The sequence below is a fragment of the Corynebacterium sp. DNF00584 genome, from assembly GCF_001552965.1.
Lineage (GTDB): Bacteria > Actinomycetota > Actinomycetes > Mycobacteriales > Mycobacteriaceae > Corynebacterium > Corynebacterium phoceense.
In genome coordinates, this window is sequence record NZ_KQ959728.1 from 1 (window position 1) to 14,155 (window position 14,155).

Genomic DNA, 14,155 nt, shown 5'->3' on the forward strand with positions numbered 1-14,155 from the left:
GCATTTGTCGAACAGGGGTATTCGAACAGGGGTAGACCTAGAGTTGGGCGATGGAGGCACAGAGCGCGTCGACGTCATCGTCGCGCGTGGACCAGGACGTGCAAAAACGCACGGCGCGTAGGCCGTCGTGTTCCTCGAAGAACTGGCAGACGTAGTCCTCGGACAGCGCAGCCTCCTGCTCGGGTGTGAGGAGTGCGAACTGCTGGTTGGTGGGTGAGTCGAAGAGCAGCCGAATGCCGACGGAGGCGAAGGCGGCGGCTATGCGCTGGGCTTGTTCGTTGGCATGCGCCGTAATTGCCTCGTAGAGGCTGTCGGTGAAGAGGGCCTCGAACTGCGCGCCGAGCAGCCAGCCCTTGGCCAGCAGCCCGGAGTTCTGCTTCATCGCGTTGCGGAAGTAGGGGTGCGGGGTGGCGAAGACGATGGCTTCGCCGAAAGCGGCGCCGCATTTGGTGCCGCCGATGGTAAACACGTCCGCGAGACGCGCGAGGTCCGGCAGCGTGACGTCGGAGGCGGCGAGGCCATAGCCGAGGCGCGCGCCGTCGACGAAGAGCGTGAGCCCGAACTCATCGCACACGGAGCGCAACGCGGCGAGCTCAGAACGTGAGTACACGGTGCCGTATTCGGTGGGTTGCGAGATATAGACCATCGCGGGCTCGACGGCGTGCTCGAGGACGCCGGAGCCGCGGTACTCCTCGACGAGCGCAGCGACCTGTGCGGCCGTGATCTTGCCCAGCGCTGAGGGTAGCGTCAGGATTTTGTGGCCCGCGTGCTCGACGGAACCGGTCTCGTGGGTATTGATGTGGCCGGTATCGGCGGAGATAACGCCCTGCCACGGCCGCAGCAGGGAGGCGATGGCAGTCGTGTTGACCTGCGTGCCGCCCACCATGAAGTGCACGTCTGCGGCGGGCGCGGCACACGCGTTACGGATGAGCGACGCGGCGCGGGCGGAGTGCTCGTCGAGACCGTAGCCCGCATGTGATCCCGGCGCGGCGAGGGCCGCGAGGACGGCGGGATGGGCAGTTTCGTTGTAGTCGTTGCCGAAATGAATCATGCAGCCAGGCTACTCGTAGCGCAGCGCCTCAATCGGGTCGAGTTTTGCCGCCTTGCCCGCGGGGTAGTAGCCGAAGAAGAGCCCGATGGCGAGCGCGAAGAGCAGCGAGACCACAATCGCGCCGAGCGGCGGGAACACGAAGTAGCCCATGAGTGAGGATCCAATCATCCCCGCCACAGCGCCGAGCACCACGCCGATGAGCCCGCCGATGAGACACACGATGATGGCCTCCGTCACGAACTGCAGGCGGATGTCACGCCGCCGCGCGCCGAGCGCCTTGCGCACGCCAATCTCGCGCGTGCGCTCCGTGACGGTAATCAGCATGATGTTCATAACGCCGATGCCGCCGACGAGCAGCGAGATCCCGCCGATAGCCGCAATCGCCGCGGACAACGCCGTGAGCAGCTGGTTGAGGCTCGCCAGGTCCTTGCTAAAGTCGGTGACCTCGACGCGGTAGTCCTCGTTGTCGGCGTACATCGAGTCGAAGGCCGCTTGGAGCCGTGCGCCGAGCGCGGCCTTGTCTGTGCCGGCCGCCGCGCGGATGGACACGGAGGAAAAGGCCTCGCCGGCTAAGGGGGCATCGGAAAGCTGGGCAGCGAGGGGATAGGGCACGAGCGCGTGTTCGGGCCCGCCGCCACCGATGAGCGCGCCGGTGGCGGGGCTGTCGTAGACGCCGATGACCGTGAGTTCCAGATCCGTGCCGTCGAGCGGGGCAAAATTCAGCGTCTGGCCCACCGGGTCGGCGTCGCCGAAGAGCTCGGTGGCGGTCGCGGCGGAGAGCATGGTCACGGCACGGTCGGCTGCGATGTCGTCGTCCGTGAGTGCGCGGCCGGTGCGGACGGTGAACTGCGAGGCCGTCACGTAGTCCGGGTTGGTGGGTTGCACCATCACCGCTGAGCTTTCCGATGCCCCTTCGGGCGTCAGGTCGCCCGGATGCGTGTCGTATTCGCCGATGATGACGCCCTCGACGTCCGGCGCGAGCGCCGTGCGCACCTGCTCGAGCTGTTCGGGGGTGAGGAGGGAGTCGGGGTCGTCGACGGAGGACTCGACGTAATAGTCGGTCTCGCCTTCGTCGGTGCGTTCCTTGACCTGGACCTGGAAGTTATTGGCGCCGACCTTGTCGAGGTCAGAGGTGAACTGGCCCTTGAGCGCGGAGCCGAGGGTGAGGATCGCGATGACGGCGGCAATGCCGATGATGACGCCCAACAGCGTGAGTAGCGAGCGCATCTTGTTGGTGCGCAGCGAGGTGAGCGCCATGCGCAGGGATTCGGTGAGATTCATTTCAGCACTCCGTCCGTCATGGTTACGGTGCGCGAGCACTCGGCGGCGAGTTCTGGGTTGTGGGTGATAAACACGATGGAGGTGCCACGCTCGCGGTTGAGCTCGTGGAAGAGGTCCATGACCAGGCGGCCGGTCTGGGAGTCAAGGGCACCGGTGGGCTCGTCGGCGAGGATGACCTCCGGGTTGTTGGCGAGCGCGCGGGCGATGGCGACGCGTTGCTTCTGGCCGCCGGAGAGTTCGTTGGGCAGGTGGCTGGCGCGCTCGGACATGCCGACGAGGTCGAGGAGCTCGGCGGCGCGGCGGGCGCGCTCGCGGCGGGGCACACCGGCGTAGACCATGGGCATCTCCACGTTGGCAAGCGCGGTGATGCGGCCGATGAGGTTGAAGTTCTGGAAGACGAAGCCGAGCGTGTCGGCGCGCAGGCGGGCGAGCGCGTCATCGTCGTAGGCGGAGACGTCCTCGCCGTCGAGGAAGTACTCGCCTGCGGTGGGGCGGTCGAGCAGCCCAATGATGTTCATGAGCGTGGATTTGCCGGAGCCGGACTGGCCGATGACGGCGACGAACTCGCCGGGCTCCATCGAGAAGTCGCAGCCGGGCAGGACGGTGATTTCGGCGTCGGTGCCCTCGTTAAAGCGCTTGACGATGCCCCGCATGTCGATGAGGCTCATTTCTCTCCGCTCGCTGCGTCGGGCAGGTATGCCTGCTGACCTACGTCGCCTTCGTGGGCCGCGCCCTGGGTAAGCACGCGGTCGCCGCGGTGGAGGCCTTCGGTCACGGCGGCCTCGAAATCGGTGCGGGTGCCCAGTTTCACGTCGCGGCGCTCGATGGTGCCGGAGTCGGAAACGACGAGCACGGCTTTGTCGCCGTCGATGAGTGCGCTGAGCGGCACCGTGAGCGCGTCTTTGTCCTCGTGCGTGACGACCTTGACCTTCGCGGTGGAGCCCAGGCGTAGGCCCTCGCGGTTGCCGTCCACGCGGACCTCGATGGGGAACTCGGCTTTCGCAGAGCCGGAGCCGGCGGGCGCGGCGGCTGCGGCGCCGGAGGAGGCGGCATCGTCAGGCGCTGCGGGGGAGGCGGCGACGGGCGAGATGAAGGACACGGTGCCCGTGTATTCCTTGTGCGGCTGGCTGGGGGAGGTGAAGGTTACGTGGTCGCCGACCTGGATGTCCGCGATGTCGGCCTCCTTGACCGTGGCCTTGACGAGCAGCATGGAGTCGTCCGCGACGCTGAGCAGCGGGCCTTCGGCGGGGCGGCCCTGCTGGGCGGTGACAGTCGTGACCACGCCGCTTAGTGGCGAGAGGAGCTGGGCGCCGGAGATGTCGAACTCGAGCTTCGCGTTGGCCTCCTCGGCGGCGACGCGGGTGCCCGCGGCGGACTTGAGGGCGTGGTCGACAGCCTGGGATTGCGCGTCGACTTGCTGTTGGGCGCTGAGCTCGGCGGCGCGCTGGGCGAGCTGGGCATCGGAAAGCTGGGCGTAGGCGGCGTTGGCGGCGCGCTGTTTGGCACCGACCTCGCGGTCGACGGCCTCGAGCGCGCGGGCGTAGGACTCCTCGGCGTGGTCGAGCTGGGTCTGCGCGTCGCTCACCGCGTGGTCGGCCTCGGTCCACTGGACGAGTGCAGTGGCCATGGTCGTGCCGGGGACCTCGCCCTCGTTCGTCGCGCCGAGCGAGGCGAGCGCGGCTTGGAGCGATGCGTTATTCGCGGTGCGCAGCCCGGCGCGGGCCGTGTCGACCGCGGCGGCGGCTTCGGCGACGGAAGGATCTGCGGCGGCGCGGGACTCGGCGACGGCCTGCTGCGCGTCGTCGAAGCTGTGCTGCGCGGTGCCCACGGAGGCGCGGGCGGCGTTGACCTCGCCGTTGAGGCCTTGAGCCAGCGCGTCCTGGAGCTGGGTGAGCTCGAGCTGCGCGGCCTCGACCTGATTGAACGCGCCGATTTCTTCCGCGGCCTGAGCGGCACGCTGACTGTGGAGTTCGCGTTCGGCGGCAGACGTGTCGAAGGAGGCGAGGACCTGGTTGGCCGTGACGCGCTGGCCGACCTTCGCGTCGAGCGTGACGATGGGCCCAGACTGCGTCGTGGCGAGCGAGACCTCGCGGACGGGTGCGATCGAGCCCGTGGCGGGCACGGACTGCGTGATGTCCTTCGCCGCGACGGTCGTGACATCGGCGGCGGTGAGCACCACGCCGTCGGGGCCGACGGCGAGGTAGTAGGCGCCGCCACCGCCCGCAGCGAGGACGGCGAGGGCGGTGGCGGTGAGGGCGATAGTCTTCTTTTTCATTACTCGTGGATAGTTGTAGTGCCAATTTCGTTGTCGATAATCACAGTCAACTTAGCACCTGCGTCCTTGCGCGGCGTGCAATTGCTCGTGCCGAGTCCGGTATCACATTCAATGGCGATGGGCGTCTTCTTCGGAAGGTAGACATCGATGCTGCCCACGCCGTTATCGATGGTGAGCGTGCGGGGCTTATCGAGCGTGAGCTCGCGCAGGTCGACGGTCATGGAGCCCACGCCGTTGGAGTAGGTGTCTGGCAGGTCCGCGGCGTCGCGCACGGTATAGGTGACCGAGCCCGCGTGGTTCTTCGTGTTCTCTTCGGACGCGGCCATTGTCAACATAAATGAGATGCCCACGACGACAGCGGCGCTCACGGCGACCGTCGCGATGAGACCCTCGTGGGATTTCTTCTTGGGTGCGGGGGCGGGCGCGGGGTCTGGCAGGTCCCAGGCCTCGGGCACGGTGCCGAGAGGGTCCCACTCCGGCGGGGTCTGGCGGCCAGGCGGGAAGGGGTAGCCCTCGACCGGCGTGAAGACCGACATGTCAGGGCCCGGCGCGGTCTCCCGCGCGGTGGCGAGCAGACCCGCCGGCGGGACGGGCTGATGGCGGTGCAGGCCGTACCACGCGGCGGCCGCGAGGACAACAATGACCAGGGTGGACACCATCTGCCGGTCGTCAAAGAAGCGGCCGAGGCCAACAGCGATGATAAGCAGGATGAGCAGTGAAATTCCCAGGCCGGACTCGGACTTGGGGCCATCCTGTTTACCAAAGAGGTCCTGGATGGGCGCGGTGGACTTGCCGTAGAGCGGCATGCACGCCCACACCAGCACGTAGAGGGCGAGGCCGCCGCCGAGGACGAGCGCGGTGACGATGAAGGCCACGCGCACGAGGGTGGGGTCTACTTGGTAGCGCGCGCCGATGCCTTCGCAGACGCCGGCGATCTTGGCATTGCCGCCCTGAGAGCTCGGGATGCGGGGCGGGCGCGTTGCCCACATCTCGTTGAGAGTCGCGGTGTTCATGTCTCTATCGTCGCCCACGGTTCGTGCAAGAGCTATCGGGGAACGCCCTGATTTTTAAAGTTCAGGGTTTACCCCGATCCGCGCCAGGGAGGCGCGTGCGAAGATAAAACGCATGACTTCTCCCTATGCGCCGCGCGAGGTCCAGCCCGCCTACCCGCGCCTGTCCCGCCCGCAGGACGGCCGCGTCGTGGCGGGCGTGGCTGCAGGGCTCGCGGGGCACCTCGGCGTCGATGTGCTCTTTGTGCGTCTGGCGTTCACTGCGCTGTGCGCCCTGGGCGGCCTGGGCGCGTTCCTCTACGCCGGCGTCTGGGTAGCCACCAAGCCTGCCGATGCCCCCGCCCCCACCTCGCGCTTTGACTTCCGCGCCCATTGGCTGCTGGTCCTTGCCGCCGTCTTGGCCGTCGGGCTCGGCATGAGCGCGGGAGGCCTGCTCATTCCGCTGGTCATCGTCGGTGCCGGTGCGCTGATTACCTGGCAGGCCTACGACCGCGGCCTGGGCTCCGTGACGAATAAGGTCAGCGTGGGGGCGGGCGGCGTGCTCGTGCTGGCCGGCGTGGTCATTACCGTCGCGCGGTGGAACGGCGGGACGGACTTTGGGCCAGCGTTGGCCGCGGTGCTGCTCACGGTGGTCGGCTTCGGTGCGCTCGTCGTGCCGCTCGTGCTGAAGCTGTGGCGGCAGGTGGCGGACGAGGGCGCGGAGAAGGCGGCATCGGAAGCACGGGCGGACATGGCGGCGCAGCTGCATGACTCGGTGTTACAGACCTTGGCGCTCATTCAAAAACGGGCGGAGGACCCGGAGGAGGTCGCGCGCTTGGCGCGCGGGCAGGAGCGCGAGCTGCGCGCGTGGCTCTTTGACTCGCCGTCGGCGGCGCCAGCGACCGTCTTCGGCGCGCTCGCCGTGGCGTGCGGCGAGGTCGAGGACCTCTTCCCGGTGCGAATTGCGCCGGTGACGGTGGGCGAGGACGTGGAGCTCACCGAGGCGACGAAGCTTGCGGTGCAGGCCGCGCGCGAGGCGATGGTCAACGCGGGCAAGCACGCGGGGGTGGACACGGTGGACGTGTATGCAGAAAATCTGGCTGGTGAGCTCGCGATTTTTGTGCGCGACCGCGGCGCGGGCTTCGACATGGATGCGGTAGCGGAGGACCGGCATGGGATTCGGGATTCCGTCTGCGCGCGCATGGAGGCCGCTGGGGGCACCGCGCGGGTGAACTCGCGTCCGGGAGAGGGCACAGAGGTGGAGCTCACGGTAGCTTTGTAGCCATGGTTGCTGTTTTCCTCGTCGATGATCATTCTGTCTTCCGCGCCGGCGTGCGTGCGGAGCTGGCCGCCGCGGGGGATATCGAGGTCGTGGGCGACGCGGGCACGGTCGCCGAGGCGGTCGCCGGGATTGAGTCGGCGCACCCGGACGTGGTGCTGCTCGACGTGCATATGCCGGACGGCGGCGGGTTGGCCGTGCTGCGTGGCGCCTCGGGACCGGTGTACTTGGCGCTGAGTGTTTCGGACGCGGCGGAGGACGTCATCGCGCTCATCCGCGCCGGCGCTCGGGGCTACGTGACGAAGAATATTTCAGGTCCGGAGCTGGCCGCGGCCGTGCGCCGGGTGCATGAGGGGGATGCGTATTTCTCGCCGCGGCTGGCGGGGTTCGTGCTCGATGCGTTCGCATCGGGTGCGCCTGCCGAGTCGAAGCCCGGCGCGCCGGACGAATCCGTGGACCCGGCGGTTGACGCGCTCACACGGCGCGAGCTCGAGGTGCTGCGGCTGCTCGCGCGCGGTTACACGTATCGCGAAATCGGCGAGCGTCTCTTTATCTCGGTGAAGACGGTGGAGACGCACGCGTCGAATATTTTGCGCAAGACGCAGCAGTCGAACCGCTATCAGCTCACGCGCTGGGCCGCGGACCGCGACTTGGCCTAGCGGGGGCGCACGGTGCCGATGCCACTCTCTCCGTGATCCCGGAGAGGGGTGCCGAGCTCACCACGAGGATGAACGCGATGAGGAGCGCAATGCCGTGGCCGCCGCCATGAAGTATGCGCGCACCACGGTGGGATCGAGATCGTAGCGCTGCGCGATGCCTGCGCAGACGCTGGCGATTTTTGTGTTACTGCCCGCGGGTGGCTCACATCCGGCTGAGCGTGGAGGTATTGTCCCTCCTGCTCAGGAGGGATAAAAGGGAATGAGATGTGATGTGTGCGCTTAGCGGAAGCGCGCGGGTAGCTCCGCCGTGCCGAGAGTGAGCATGAGGCGGTTGGCCCAGTTGAAGAAGGACGCGGCGTTGACGACGTCGAGGATGGCGATATCGTTGAGGCCGGCGGCGCGCAGGGCGCTGACGTGTTCCTGTCCGAAGGCGAGAGGCGTCGCGGTGAGCGCGAGGGCGGCGCGGCGGATGGCGTCCCAGAGCTCGGAGCCGAGGTCGGCCTCGATGCCCTCGAAGAGGAGGCGGTCGACGGCGGCGCGGTCGCCGCCTTCCTCGACGGTGCGGCCCTGGTGGACCGAGGCGCAGTACTCGCAGCCGTTGAAGCGCGAGACGACGGTGGCGGCGAGCTCGCGCTCGGCGCGGGGGAGGCCGCCTTCGACGTTGTAGAAGATGTCGAAGTCGGTGAGCGTGCGGGCCTTGAGCGCGGCGGCGTCGCGGGCGAGCAGGCGGAAGTAGGCGGACTTGGCGCGCTCGGGCTTGATGAGCGCGTCGCGTTGCTCTGCGGTGAGCTCGTCCTCGTCGAGCGCGGCGATCCAGGGGACCCAGCCGAGGGAGTGGTTGACGAAGCTGTCTGGGCGCACGACGTCCTCGGCCGTGTTGATACCCGCGACGGGCTGCCAGTCCGGGGCGGACGTGGGGCGCGGGTTCGGTGCGGCAGGTGCGGCCGGCGCGTGGCCGGCGAGGACCGCGGCGCCGTGGGCGACGCGCAGCTGGAAGGCCTCGAAGGCGACGAGCTGGGACAGCGAGACGACGGTGTCGGCGTCCCAGCCCGCGGCGTAGAGATGGCCGAGCGCGGCGGGTGAGGCGTCCTTGGGATGGAAGGTGAGCAGGTGCGCGTAGTCGAGCGCGGCGGCGAGGCGCGCGCCGAGTGCCGCGGCGTTGTGGAGTGCGAAAGCGGGCGCGGCGGGGCCTGCGATATAGGGGCCTTGCGTGCGGCCGGCGGCGATGGCGGCCTCGACGGGGGCGACGAGCTCTTCGGACTCGTCGGCTAGCAGATCGAGGTAGAAGCTGCCGCCGGCGTGCGTGAGGCCCGCGACGAAGGCGGCGACGGCGTAGCGCTCGGCATAGGTGAACGTGCCGGGCTCGGCGGGCTCGAGGAGGGCCTCGAAGCTGGCCTGGGCGTTGGAGACGGCGTCGGGGCGCGCGGAGCGGGCGGTCGCGATAGCGGCGGCAGCGCCGGTCGCGGTGTCGGACTCGGATTCGAGGCCGGCGAGGAGGTTGATGATGTCAGACATGTCTGGTCCTTTCTTAGAGCCCCAGATTGAGGTCGCCGGCGCGGTAGCGCTGGCCTGGGATGGCGTCGATGAGCTCGCGGGTAAACGGGCTGGCCGGGTGGGCGAAGACTTCGCGGGTGGTGCCGGATTCGAGTTGCTTGCCGTGGCGCAGGACGGAGACGGTGTCCGAAATCTGCGAGACGACGGCGAGGTCGTGCGAGATGAAAATATACGTGAGGTCGAGCTCGCGTTGCAGGCGGTCGAGCAGGCGCAGGATCTGGGCCTGGACGGTGACGTCGAGAGCGGAAACGGCCTCGTCGAGGATGACGAGCTCCGGCTCGACGATCATGGCGCGGGCGATGGCGACGCGCTGGCGCTGGCCGCCGGAGAGCTCACGGGGACGGCGCTCGGCAAACTGTGGGTCGAGGGCGACGAGGTCGAGGAACTCGCGGGCCTTCGTGCGGGCGGCGGACTTCGAGGCTCCTGTGAAGTTACGCAGCGGCTCGGCAATGATATCGCCGATGGACATGCGCGGGTTCAGCGAGGAGTACGGATTCTGGTAGACGAGCTGGATGCCACGGCGCAGCTCCTTGAGCTCAGCCTTCGAGTGCTGCGCCGTGACATCGTGGCCGCCGACGGTCACGGTGCCGAAGCTGGCTTGCTCGAACATGGAGATGATGCGGCCGGTGGTTGTCTTGCCGGAGCCGGATTCGCCCACGATGGCGTGGGTCGTGCCGCGGGCGACGTCGAAGCTCACGTGGTCGACGGCCGTGAAGTCGCCGAAGGTGCGCGTGAGGTCGCGGACCTGCACCAAGGTTTCCGATGCCGCCATCTTGCGCGGCGACGTAAAGGACTCGGGGTGGCGGTCGACGTCGGCGACGGTGAGGGAGGGGGCATCGGCAAGCAGGCGGCGCGAGTAGGGGTGCTGCGGGTCGGCGAAGACGCGTGCGGCGAGGCCTTCTTCGCGGACCTCGCCCTTTTCCATGACGACGATGCGGTTGGCGCGGTCGCCAGCCACGGACAGGTCGTGCGTGATGAAGAGGATGCCCAGGCCGAGCTCGCGGCGCATGTCGTCGAGGAGATCGAGGATGGTCTTCTGGACGGTGACGTCAAGGGCAGAGGTGGGCTCGTCAGCCACGATGAGGTCGGGCTCGAGGGCGAGCGCGGCGGCGATGAGCACGCGCTGCTTCATGCCGCCGGAGAGCTCGTGCGGGTATTGGCCGTAGCGGCGCTCGGGGTCGTCGATTCCGACGCGGGCGAGCCAGTCGAGGGCGGTGGCGCGCAGGTTTTGCGTGCGGCCGTGAATGCGCAGGCCTTCCTCGATGGAGTGGCCGATGGTCTTCAGCGGATTGAGTGAGTTGTTGGGATCCTGGGGGATGAGCCCGACGCGGGCGCCGCGCAGGGCGCGCCATTGCTTGTGCGTGAAGTGTGTGACGTCCTGGCCGTCGAAGGTGATGCGGCCGGAGTCGATGCGTGCGTTGGCCGAGTTGAGGCCGAGCGCGGACATGGCGGTGGTGGTCTTGCCGGAGCCGGACTCGCCGACGATGGCGGTCATCTCGCCGGGTTCGACGTGCAGGCTAATGCCCTGGACGGCGGGTTTATCGCCGTAGGAGACCGAAAGGTCTTCGATAGTGAGCAGCGTCATGCGCGGGCTCCTTCGCGGTTCTGGAGGCGTTGGGACAGGTAGTTGGCGCTCATCACGACGGCAACGATGGCCAGGCCGGGCAGGATGATGAGCCACCAGGAGGTGGCCATGAAGTCGCGTCCCTCGGCGATGATGAGGCCCCACTCCGGCGTGGGCGGCGGGGCGCCGTAGCCGAGGAAGCCCAAAATGGACAGCTGGAGGATGGCGGTGCCGAACTGCAGGGTGGCCAGGGCCAGGACAGGCGTGAGCGAGTTGGGCAGCACGTGGCGGGCGAGCACCTGCGCGGTGGTGGCGCCGGAGCCGTAGGCGGCCTCGACGAACTCGGAGTTGGCGACCGTCATGACCTGCGAGCGCGCGAGGCGGGCGAAGGCGGCGACGGTGGTCATACCGACGGCGAAGGCGGCCTGCAGTGAGCCGAAGCCGAGCAGGATGATGATTGACAGCGACAGCAGGATGCCGGGGATGGACAGCAGGACGTCGACGACGCGCATGAGCACGGTGTCGACCCAGCCGCGCAGCGTGCCGGCGAGAAGGCCGAGCAGCGTGCCGAGGACGAGGCCCACGGCGACGGCGATGAGCGCGCCGAGGAGCGACTGGCGGGCGCCGAAGATAACGCGGGCGAGCACGTCGCGGCCCACGGCGTCCGTGCCGAACCAGTGCGCGGAGTTCGGGGCCTGGAGGGCGACATCTGTGCCGGAGTACGGATCCGCGGAGGTGAACACGCCGGGGAAGAGCGCCCAGGCGAAGGCGACCACGAGGATGACCGCGGAGAGGACCACTGGGAGGACCACGGGGACAGTGGTGGTAAAGCGACGCATTAGGCGGTCCTTTCAAGCTGGGCGGAGGTGGAGGGGGCATCGGAAAGCGGGCGCTCGCGCAGGCGGACGTCGAGGACGGGGTAGAGCAGGTCGACGACGAGGTTGATGAGCACGTAGGCCGTGGCGGCGATGATGACGATGGCGAGCAGGACCGGGGTGTCGCGGTTGGAGACCGCCTGGACAGTGAGGTAGCCCAGGCCGGGGCGACCGAAGACGGTCTCGGTGACGACGGCGCCGCCCACGAGCTCGCCGAAGAGGAGGCCCACCATGGTGAGCGCGGGGAGGAGCGAGTTGTGCAGGATATTGCGCCAGAAGACCCAGGACTCGGAGGCGCCGCGGGCGCGGACGACCTGGACGAAGGTCATGGCGCGGGTGTCGTCGATGGACCGGATGAGCACCTGAGTGAGGGGTGCGGCCATGGGCACGGCGAGGGTGAGCGTGGGCAGGATGAGGCCCTCGAAGGGGCTCGGGTCGATGACGCGGACCCAGCCGAGTTTGAAGGAGAAGAACTGCAGCAGGAGGATGGCGATCCAGAAGCCCGGCAGGGAGACCATGAACGACGGCAGGGCACGGAAGAAGCCGCCCACGGCGGGGACCGTTGTGGCGAGGAACGCGAAGGCGAGCGCGACGACGATGGCCAGGGCGATGGAGCTCGCGGCGAGCGCGAGCGTGTGCGGCAGTGCGGTGGCGACCATGGAGCTCACGGCGGTGCCGGTCTGCGTGGAGATGCCGAAGTTGCCCGTGACGAAGCCGGCGAGCGAGGTGAGGTACTGCGTGAGCAGGGGCTTGTCGATGCCCATCTCCTCGCGGATGCCGTCAATCTCGGCCTGGGAGAGGCCCAGGGCCGGGTCGCCGAAGCGGGCCATGACGCCGTCAGAGGGCAGGGCCGAGAGCAGGAGGAAGGCGACGGTGAAGGTGATGAACAGGACGAGGACGGCCTGTCCGATGCGGCGTGCGATGTGGGCCATTACTGGGCCTCCTTGGCGGCGTGGTCGATGTAGGCCTCGTAGCACCAGGGACGCGCGACGGCCTCGGGGCTAAATCCCTTGAGGTAGGGCGCGACGGCGTAGACAACGGGTTCTTCGAAGAGCGGCAGGGAGTAGGACTGCTCGGTGATGTAGTCCTGGACGTCCTCGGTGGCCTGTTTGCGCTCGGCGTCGGTGGGCGCGGAGATGACCGTGGTGAGCAGGTCCTCGAGGTGCTGGTCGATGGGGTTGCCCTTGGCGTCCTGGTTGAGGAAGGCGTCGCGGTTGGTGACCGAGTACAGCGAGTGGATGGCGTCGTAATCCGCGCGGCCGACCATGGAGTGATAGACCTGGATTTTGTCGATGTCCTTGGCATCCGCGTTCTGCGTGGCTTGGTCGCCGGCGTTGATGAGCCATTCGATGCCGAGCTCGCGCATGTCTTCCTGGACCATGGTCTGGACCTCCTTGGAGCGCGGTTGCGGCAGGGCGGTGTTGACGCGCAGGGTGAGGCGTTGGCCGTCCTTGACGCGGATGCCGTCTTCGCCGGGGACCCAGCCAGCCTCGTCGAGGAGCGCCGTGGCGTGTTCGGGGTCGTAGGAGTAGGCGGCGGACTGGTCCTTGTAGCCCAGACCGGTCGCGGCGGCGGTGGACGTGGCCAGGGGGTAGGTGGGCGAGAAGAGGATGCGCATGATCTCTTCGCGGTTGATGCCATTCATGATCGCGTCGCGCACCCGCTTGTCCTTGAGGATGGGGTGGTTGAAGCGGAAGGCGAGCTGGTTATTCATCGAGTTAGTGCCGCGGGCGATGATGTTGATGCCCTGGGCCTCGAGCTGCTTTTCCACGGGTGCGGAGACCTGGCGGGCGATCTGTGCTTGGTCGGAGACGAGCGCGCCGGCGCGGGTGGATTCCTCCGCGGCGAGGCGGTAGTGGATGCCATCGAGACGAGCGCGGCCCTGGTGGCGGGCGGCGGGCGGGGCCCAGTTGTAATCGTCGCGCGCGGTGAGGTCGAGGGCGGTGTTGAGCGTCTCGCCTGTGATGACGAAGGGACCGGAGCCGATGACGGCCTCGGCGTTGCCGGGGGCAAAACCCTCGTTGTCGAGCTGCAGCGTGGAGTCGGCGACGAGGCCCGCGTTGTAACCGGCGGTGGCCTGGGCGAAGCCGGGCGAGGGCGCCGAGAAGTAGAACTTCACGGTGTCGTCATCGACGACCTCTCCGTGGTCGTAGTTCGTAATCTGCTCCGAGGAGTTGAGCGTGCGCGACTTATCGCCCTTGCCGTAGAGGTCGAAGTTCGCGACGACGTTTTCGGCCGTGAGCGGCGTGCCGTCAGAGTACGTAACATCGGTGCGGATGTTGAAGGTGTACTCCGTGGCGTCCGCGTTGATCTTAGGCAGGTCGGTGGCGATCCACGGGGAGAGCTGAAGCGTTTCCGGATCTTGGTAGAGCAGGCGGTCGGTGACCTGGTTGACCACGCCGCCGTTGGGGTAAAAGCCTGCGGCCGGCGGATAAAGCGTCCTAAACATTTGGGGCTCGAGGTAGGTAATCCAATTCTCGTCGGTAGACGCCGACGATGAGGATGGAGACGCGCAGCTCGTCACCGCCCCGGCGAGGGCGAGAGCCAGCGCGGCGGCGAGCGTCGCACGGAAGGGAGATTTCACGGTTTTCCTTTAGCGTTGAAGTTTAACGAGAGTGAACAGTACAC

13 protein-coding genes are annotated in these 14,155 nt (G+C 67.9%); 2 read left to right on the plus strand and 11 right to left on the minus strand.

Annotated features, from left to right (window positions below; genetic code table 11):
• Positions 1–37 precede the first annotated feature (37 nt).
• The 5 genes from HMPREF0307_RS00465 to HMPREF0307_RS00485 are packed head-to-tail and all read right to left on the minus strand — an operon-like array spanning position 38 to position 5,620.
• Positions 38–1,051: a threonine aldolase family protein gene (locus tag HMPREF0307_RS00465; protein ID WP_066484786.1), complete on the minus strand. Its 1,014-nt coding sequence runs from the start codon at positions 1,049–1,051 to the stop codon at positions 38–40.
• 9 nt (positions 1,052–1,060) lie between these two features.
• Entirely contained in the window at positions 1,061–2,332 is a 1,272-nt protein-coding gene (locus HMPREF0307_RS00470) for an ABC transporter permease (protein ID WP_066484792.1), read from the minus strand.
• Positions 2,329–3,000 carry an ABC transporter ATP-binding protein gene (locus tag HMPREF0307_RS00475; protein WP_066484795.1) on the minus strand — a complete coding sequence of 224 codons (672 nt, stop codon included), beginning with the start codon at positions 2,998–3,000 and terminating at the stop codon, positions 2,329–2,331. The genes HMPREF0307_RS00470 and HMPREF0307_RS00475 overlap by 4 nt, the downstream gene beginning before the upstream one ends.
• Positions 2,997–4,607, minus strand: a complete 1,611-nt coding sequence (locus HMPREF0307_RS00480; protein ID WP_066484801.1) for a permuted SH3 domain-containing protein — start codon at positions 4,605–4,607, stop codon at positions 2,997–2,999. Before HMPREF0307_RS00480 ends, HMPREF0307_RS00475 begins: the two co-directional genes overlap by 4 nt.
• Positions 4,607–5,620, minus strand: coding sequence for a PspC domain-containing protein (locus tag HMPREF0307_RS00485; RefSeq protein WP_066484804.1), 1,014 nt, complete (start codon positions 5,618–5,620; stop codon positions 4,607–4,609). Before HMPREF0307_RS00485 ends, HMPREF0307_RS00480 begins: the two co-directional genes overlap by 1 nt.
• A 112-nt stretch (positions 5,621–5,732) precedes the next feature.
• Here HMPREF0307_RS00485 and HMPREF0307_RS00490 point away from each other — a divergent pair, with 112 nt between their 5' ends.
• On the plus strand, positions 5,733–6,878 hold the full coding sequence (locus tag HMPREF0307_RS00490; RefSeq protein WP_066484805.1) for an ATP-binding protein: 1,146 nt from the start codon (positions 5,733–5,735) through the stop codon (positions 6,876–6,878).
• A gap of 2 nt (positions 6,879–6,880) precedes the next feature.
• Complete coding sequence (locus tag HMPREF0307_RS00495) at positions 6,881–7,534, plus strand: LuxR C-terminal-related transcriptional regulator (protein ID WP_066484806.1); 654 nt, start codon at positions 6,881–6,883, stop codon at positions 7,532–7,534.
• A gap of 57 nt (positions 7,535–7,591) precedes the next feature.
• Here the strand turns inward: HMPREF0307_RS00495 and HMPREF0307_RS13500 are convergent, their stop codons facing one another.
• Genes HMPREF0307_RS13500 through HMPREF0307_RS00520 form a run of 6 tightly spaced genes read right to left on the minus strand, consistent with a single transcriptional unit; the run spans position 7,592 to position 14,111 of the window.
• Positions 7,592–7,762, minus strand: coding sequence for a PspC domain-containing protein (locus HMPREF0307_RS13500; protein WP_082723168.1), 171 nt, complete (start codon positions 7,760–7,762; stop codon positions 7,592–7,594).
• 51 nt (positions 7,763–7,813) lie between these two features.
• Positions 7,814–9,049 carry an alkylhydroperoxidase domain protein gene (locus tag HMPREF0307_RS00500; protein ID WP_066484809.1) on the minus strand — a complete coding sequence of 412 codons (1,236 nt, stop codon included), beginning with the start codon at positions 9,047–9,049 and terminating at the stop codon, positions 7,814–7,816.
• 13 nt (positions 9,050–9,062) lie between these two features.
• Complete coding sequence (locus tag HMPREF0307_RS00505; RefSeq protein WP_066484811.1) at positions 9,063–10,673, minus strand: dipeptide ABC transporter ATP-binding protein; 1,611 nt, start codon at positions 10,671–10,673, stop codon at positions 9,063–9,065.
• Positions 10,670–11,491, minus strand: coding sequence for an ABC transporter permease (locus HMPREF0307_RS00510; protein ID WP_066484813.1), 822 nt, complete (start codon positions 11,489–11,491; stop codon positions 10,670–10,672). Before HMPREF0307_RS00510 ends, HMPREF0307_RS00505 begins: the two co-directional genes overlap by 4 nt.
• On the minus strand, positions 11,491–12,459 hold the full coding sequence (locus HMPREF0307_RS00515) for an ABC transporter permease (protein ID WP_066484816.1): 969 nt from the start codon (positions 12,457–12,459) through the stop codon (positions 11,491–11,493). Before HMPREF0307_RS00515 ends, HMPREF0307_RS00510 begins: the two co-directional genes overlap by 1 nt.
• Entirely contained in the window at positions 12,459–14,111 is a 1,653-nt protein-coding gene (locus HMPREF0307_RS00520; RefSeq protein ID WP_066484819.1) for a TIGR04028 family ABC transporter substrate-binding protein, read from the minus strand. Before HMPREF0307_RS00520 ends, HMPREF0307_RS00515 begins: the two co-directional genes overlap by 1 nt.
• Between the last annotated feature and the right edge of the window lie 44 nt (positions 14,112–14,155).

Bases quoted from the DNA above. Each gene is read 5' to 3' on its own strand.
- HMPREF0307_RS00505 (WP_066484811.1), bottom strand. From the start codon at position 10,673: ATGACGCTGCTCACTATCGAAGACCTTTCGGTCTCCTACGGCGATAAA.
- HMPREF0307_RS00480 (WP_066484801.1), bottom strand. From the start codon at position 4,607: ATGAAAAAGAAGACTATCGCCCTCACCGCCACCGCCCTCGCCGTCCTC.
- HMPREF0307_RS00500 (WP_066484809.1), bottom strand. From the start codon at position 9,049: ATGTCTGACATCATCAACCTCCTCGCCGGCCTCGAATCCGAGTCCGAC.
- HMPREF0307_RS00470 (WP_066484792.1), bottom strand. From the start codon at position 2,332: ATGAATCTCACCGAATCCCTGCGCATGGCGCTCACCTCGCTGCGCACC.
- HMPREF0307_RS00485 (WP_066484804.1), bottom strand. From the start codon at position 5,620: ATGAACACCGCGACTCTCAACGAGATGTGGGCAACGCGCCCGCCCCGC.
- HMPREF0307_RS00515 (WP_066484816.1), bottom strand. From the start codon at position 12,459: ATGGCCCACATCGCACGCCGCATCGGACAGGCCGTCCTCGTCCTGTTC.
- HMPREF0307_RS00475 (WP_066484795.1), bottom strand. From the start codon at position 3,000: ATGAGCCTCATCGACATGCGGGGCATCGTCAAGCGCTTTAACGAGGGC.
- HMPREF0307_RS00465 (WP_066484786.1), bottom strand. From the start codon at position 1,051: ATGATTCATTTCGGCAACGACTACAACGAAACTGCCCATCCCGCCGTC.
- HMPREF0307_RS00510 (WP_066484813.1), bottom strand. From the start codon at position 11,491: ATGCGTCGCTTTACCACCACTGTCCCCGTGGTCCTCCCAGTGGTCCTC.
- HMPREF0307_RS00495 (WP_066484806.1), top strand. From the start codon at position 6,881: ATGGTTGCTGTTTTCCTCGTCGATGATCATTCTGTCTTCCGCGCCGGC.
- HMPREF0307_RS00490 (WP_066484805.1), top strand. From the start codon at position 5,733: ATGACTTCTCCCTATGCGCCGCGCGAGGTCCAGCCCGCCTACCCGCGC.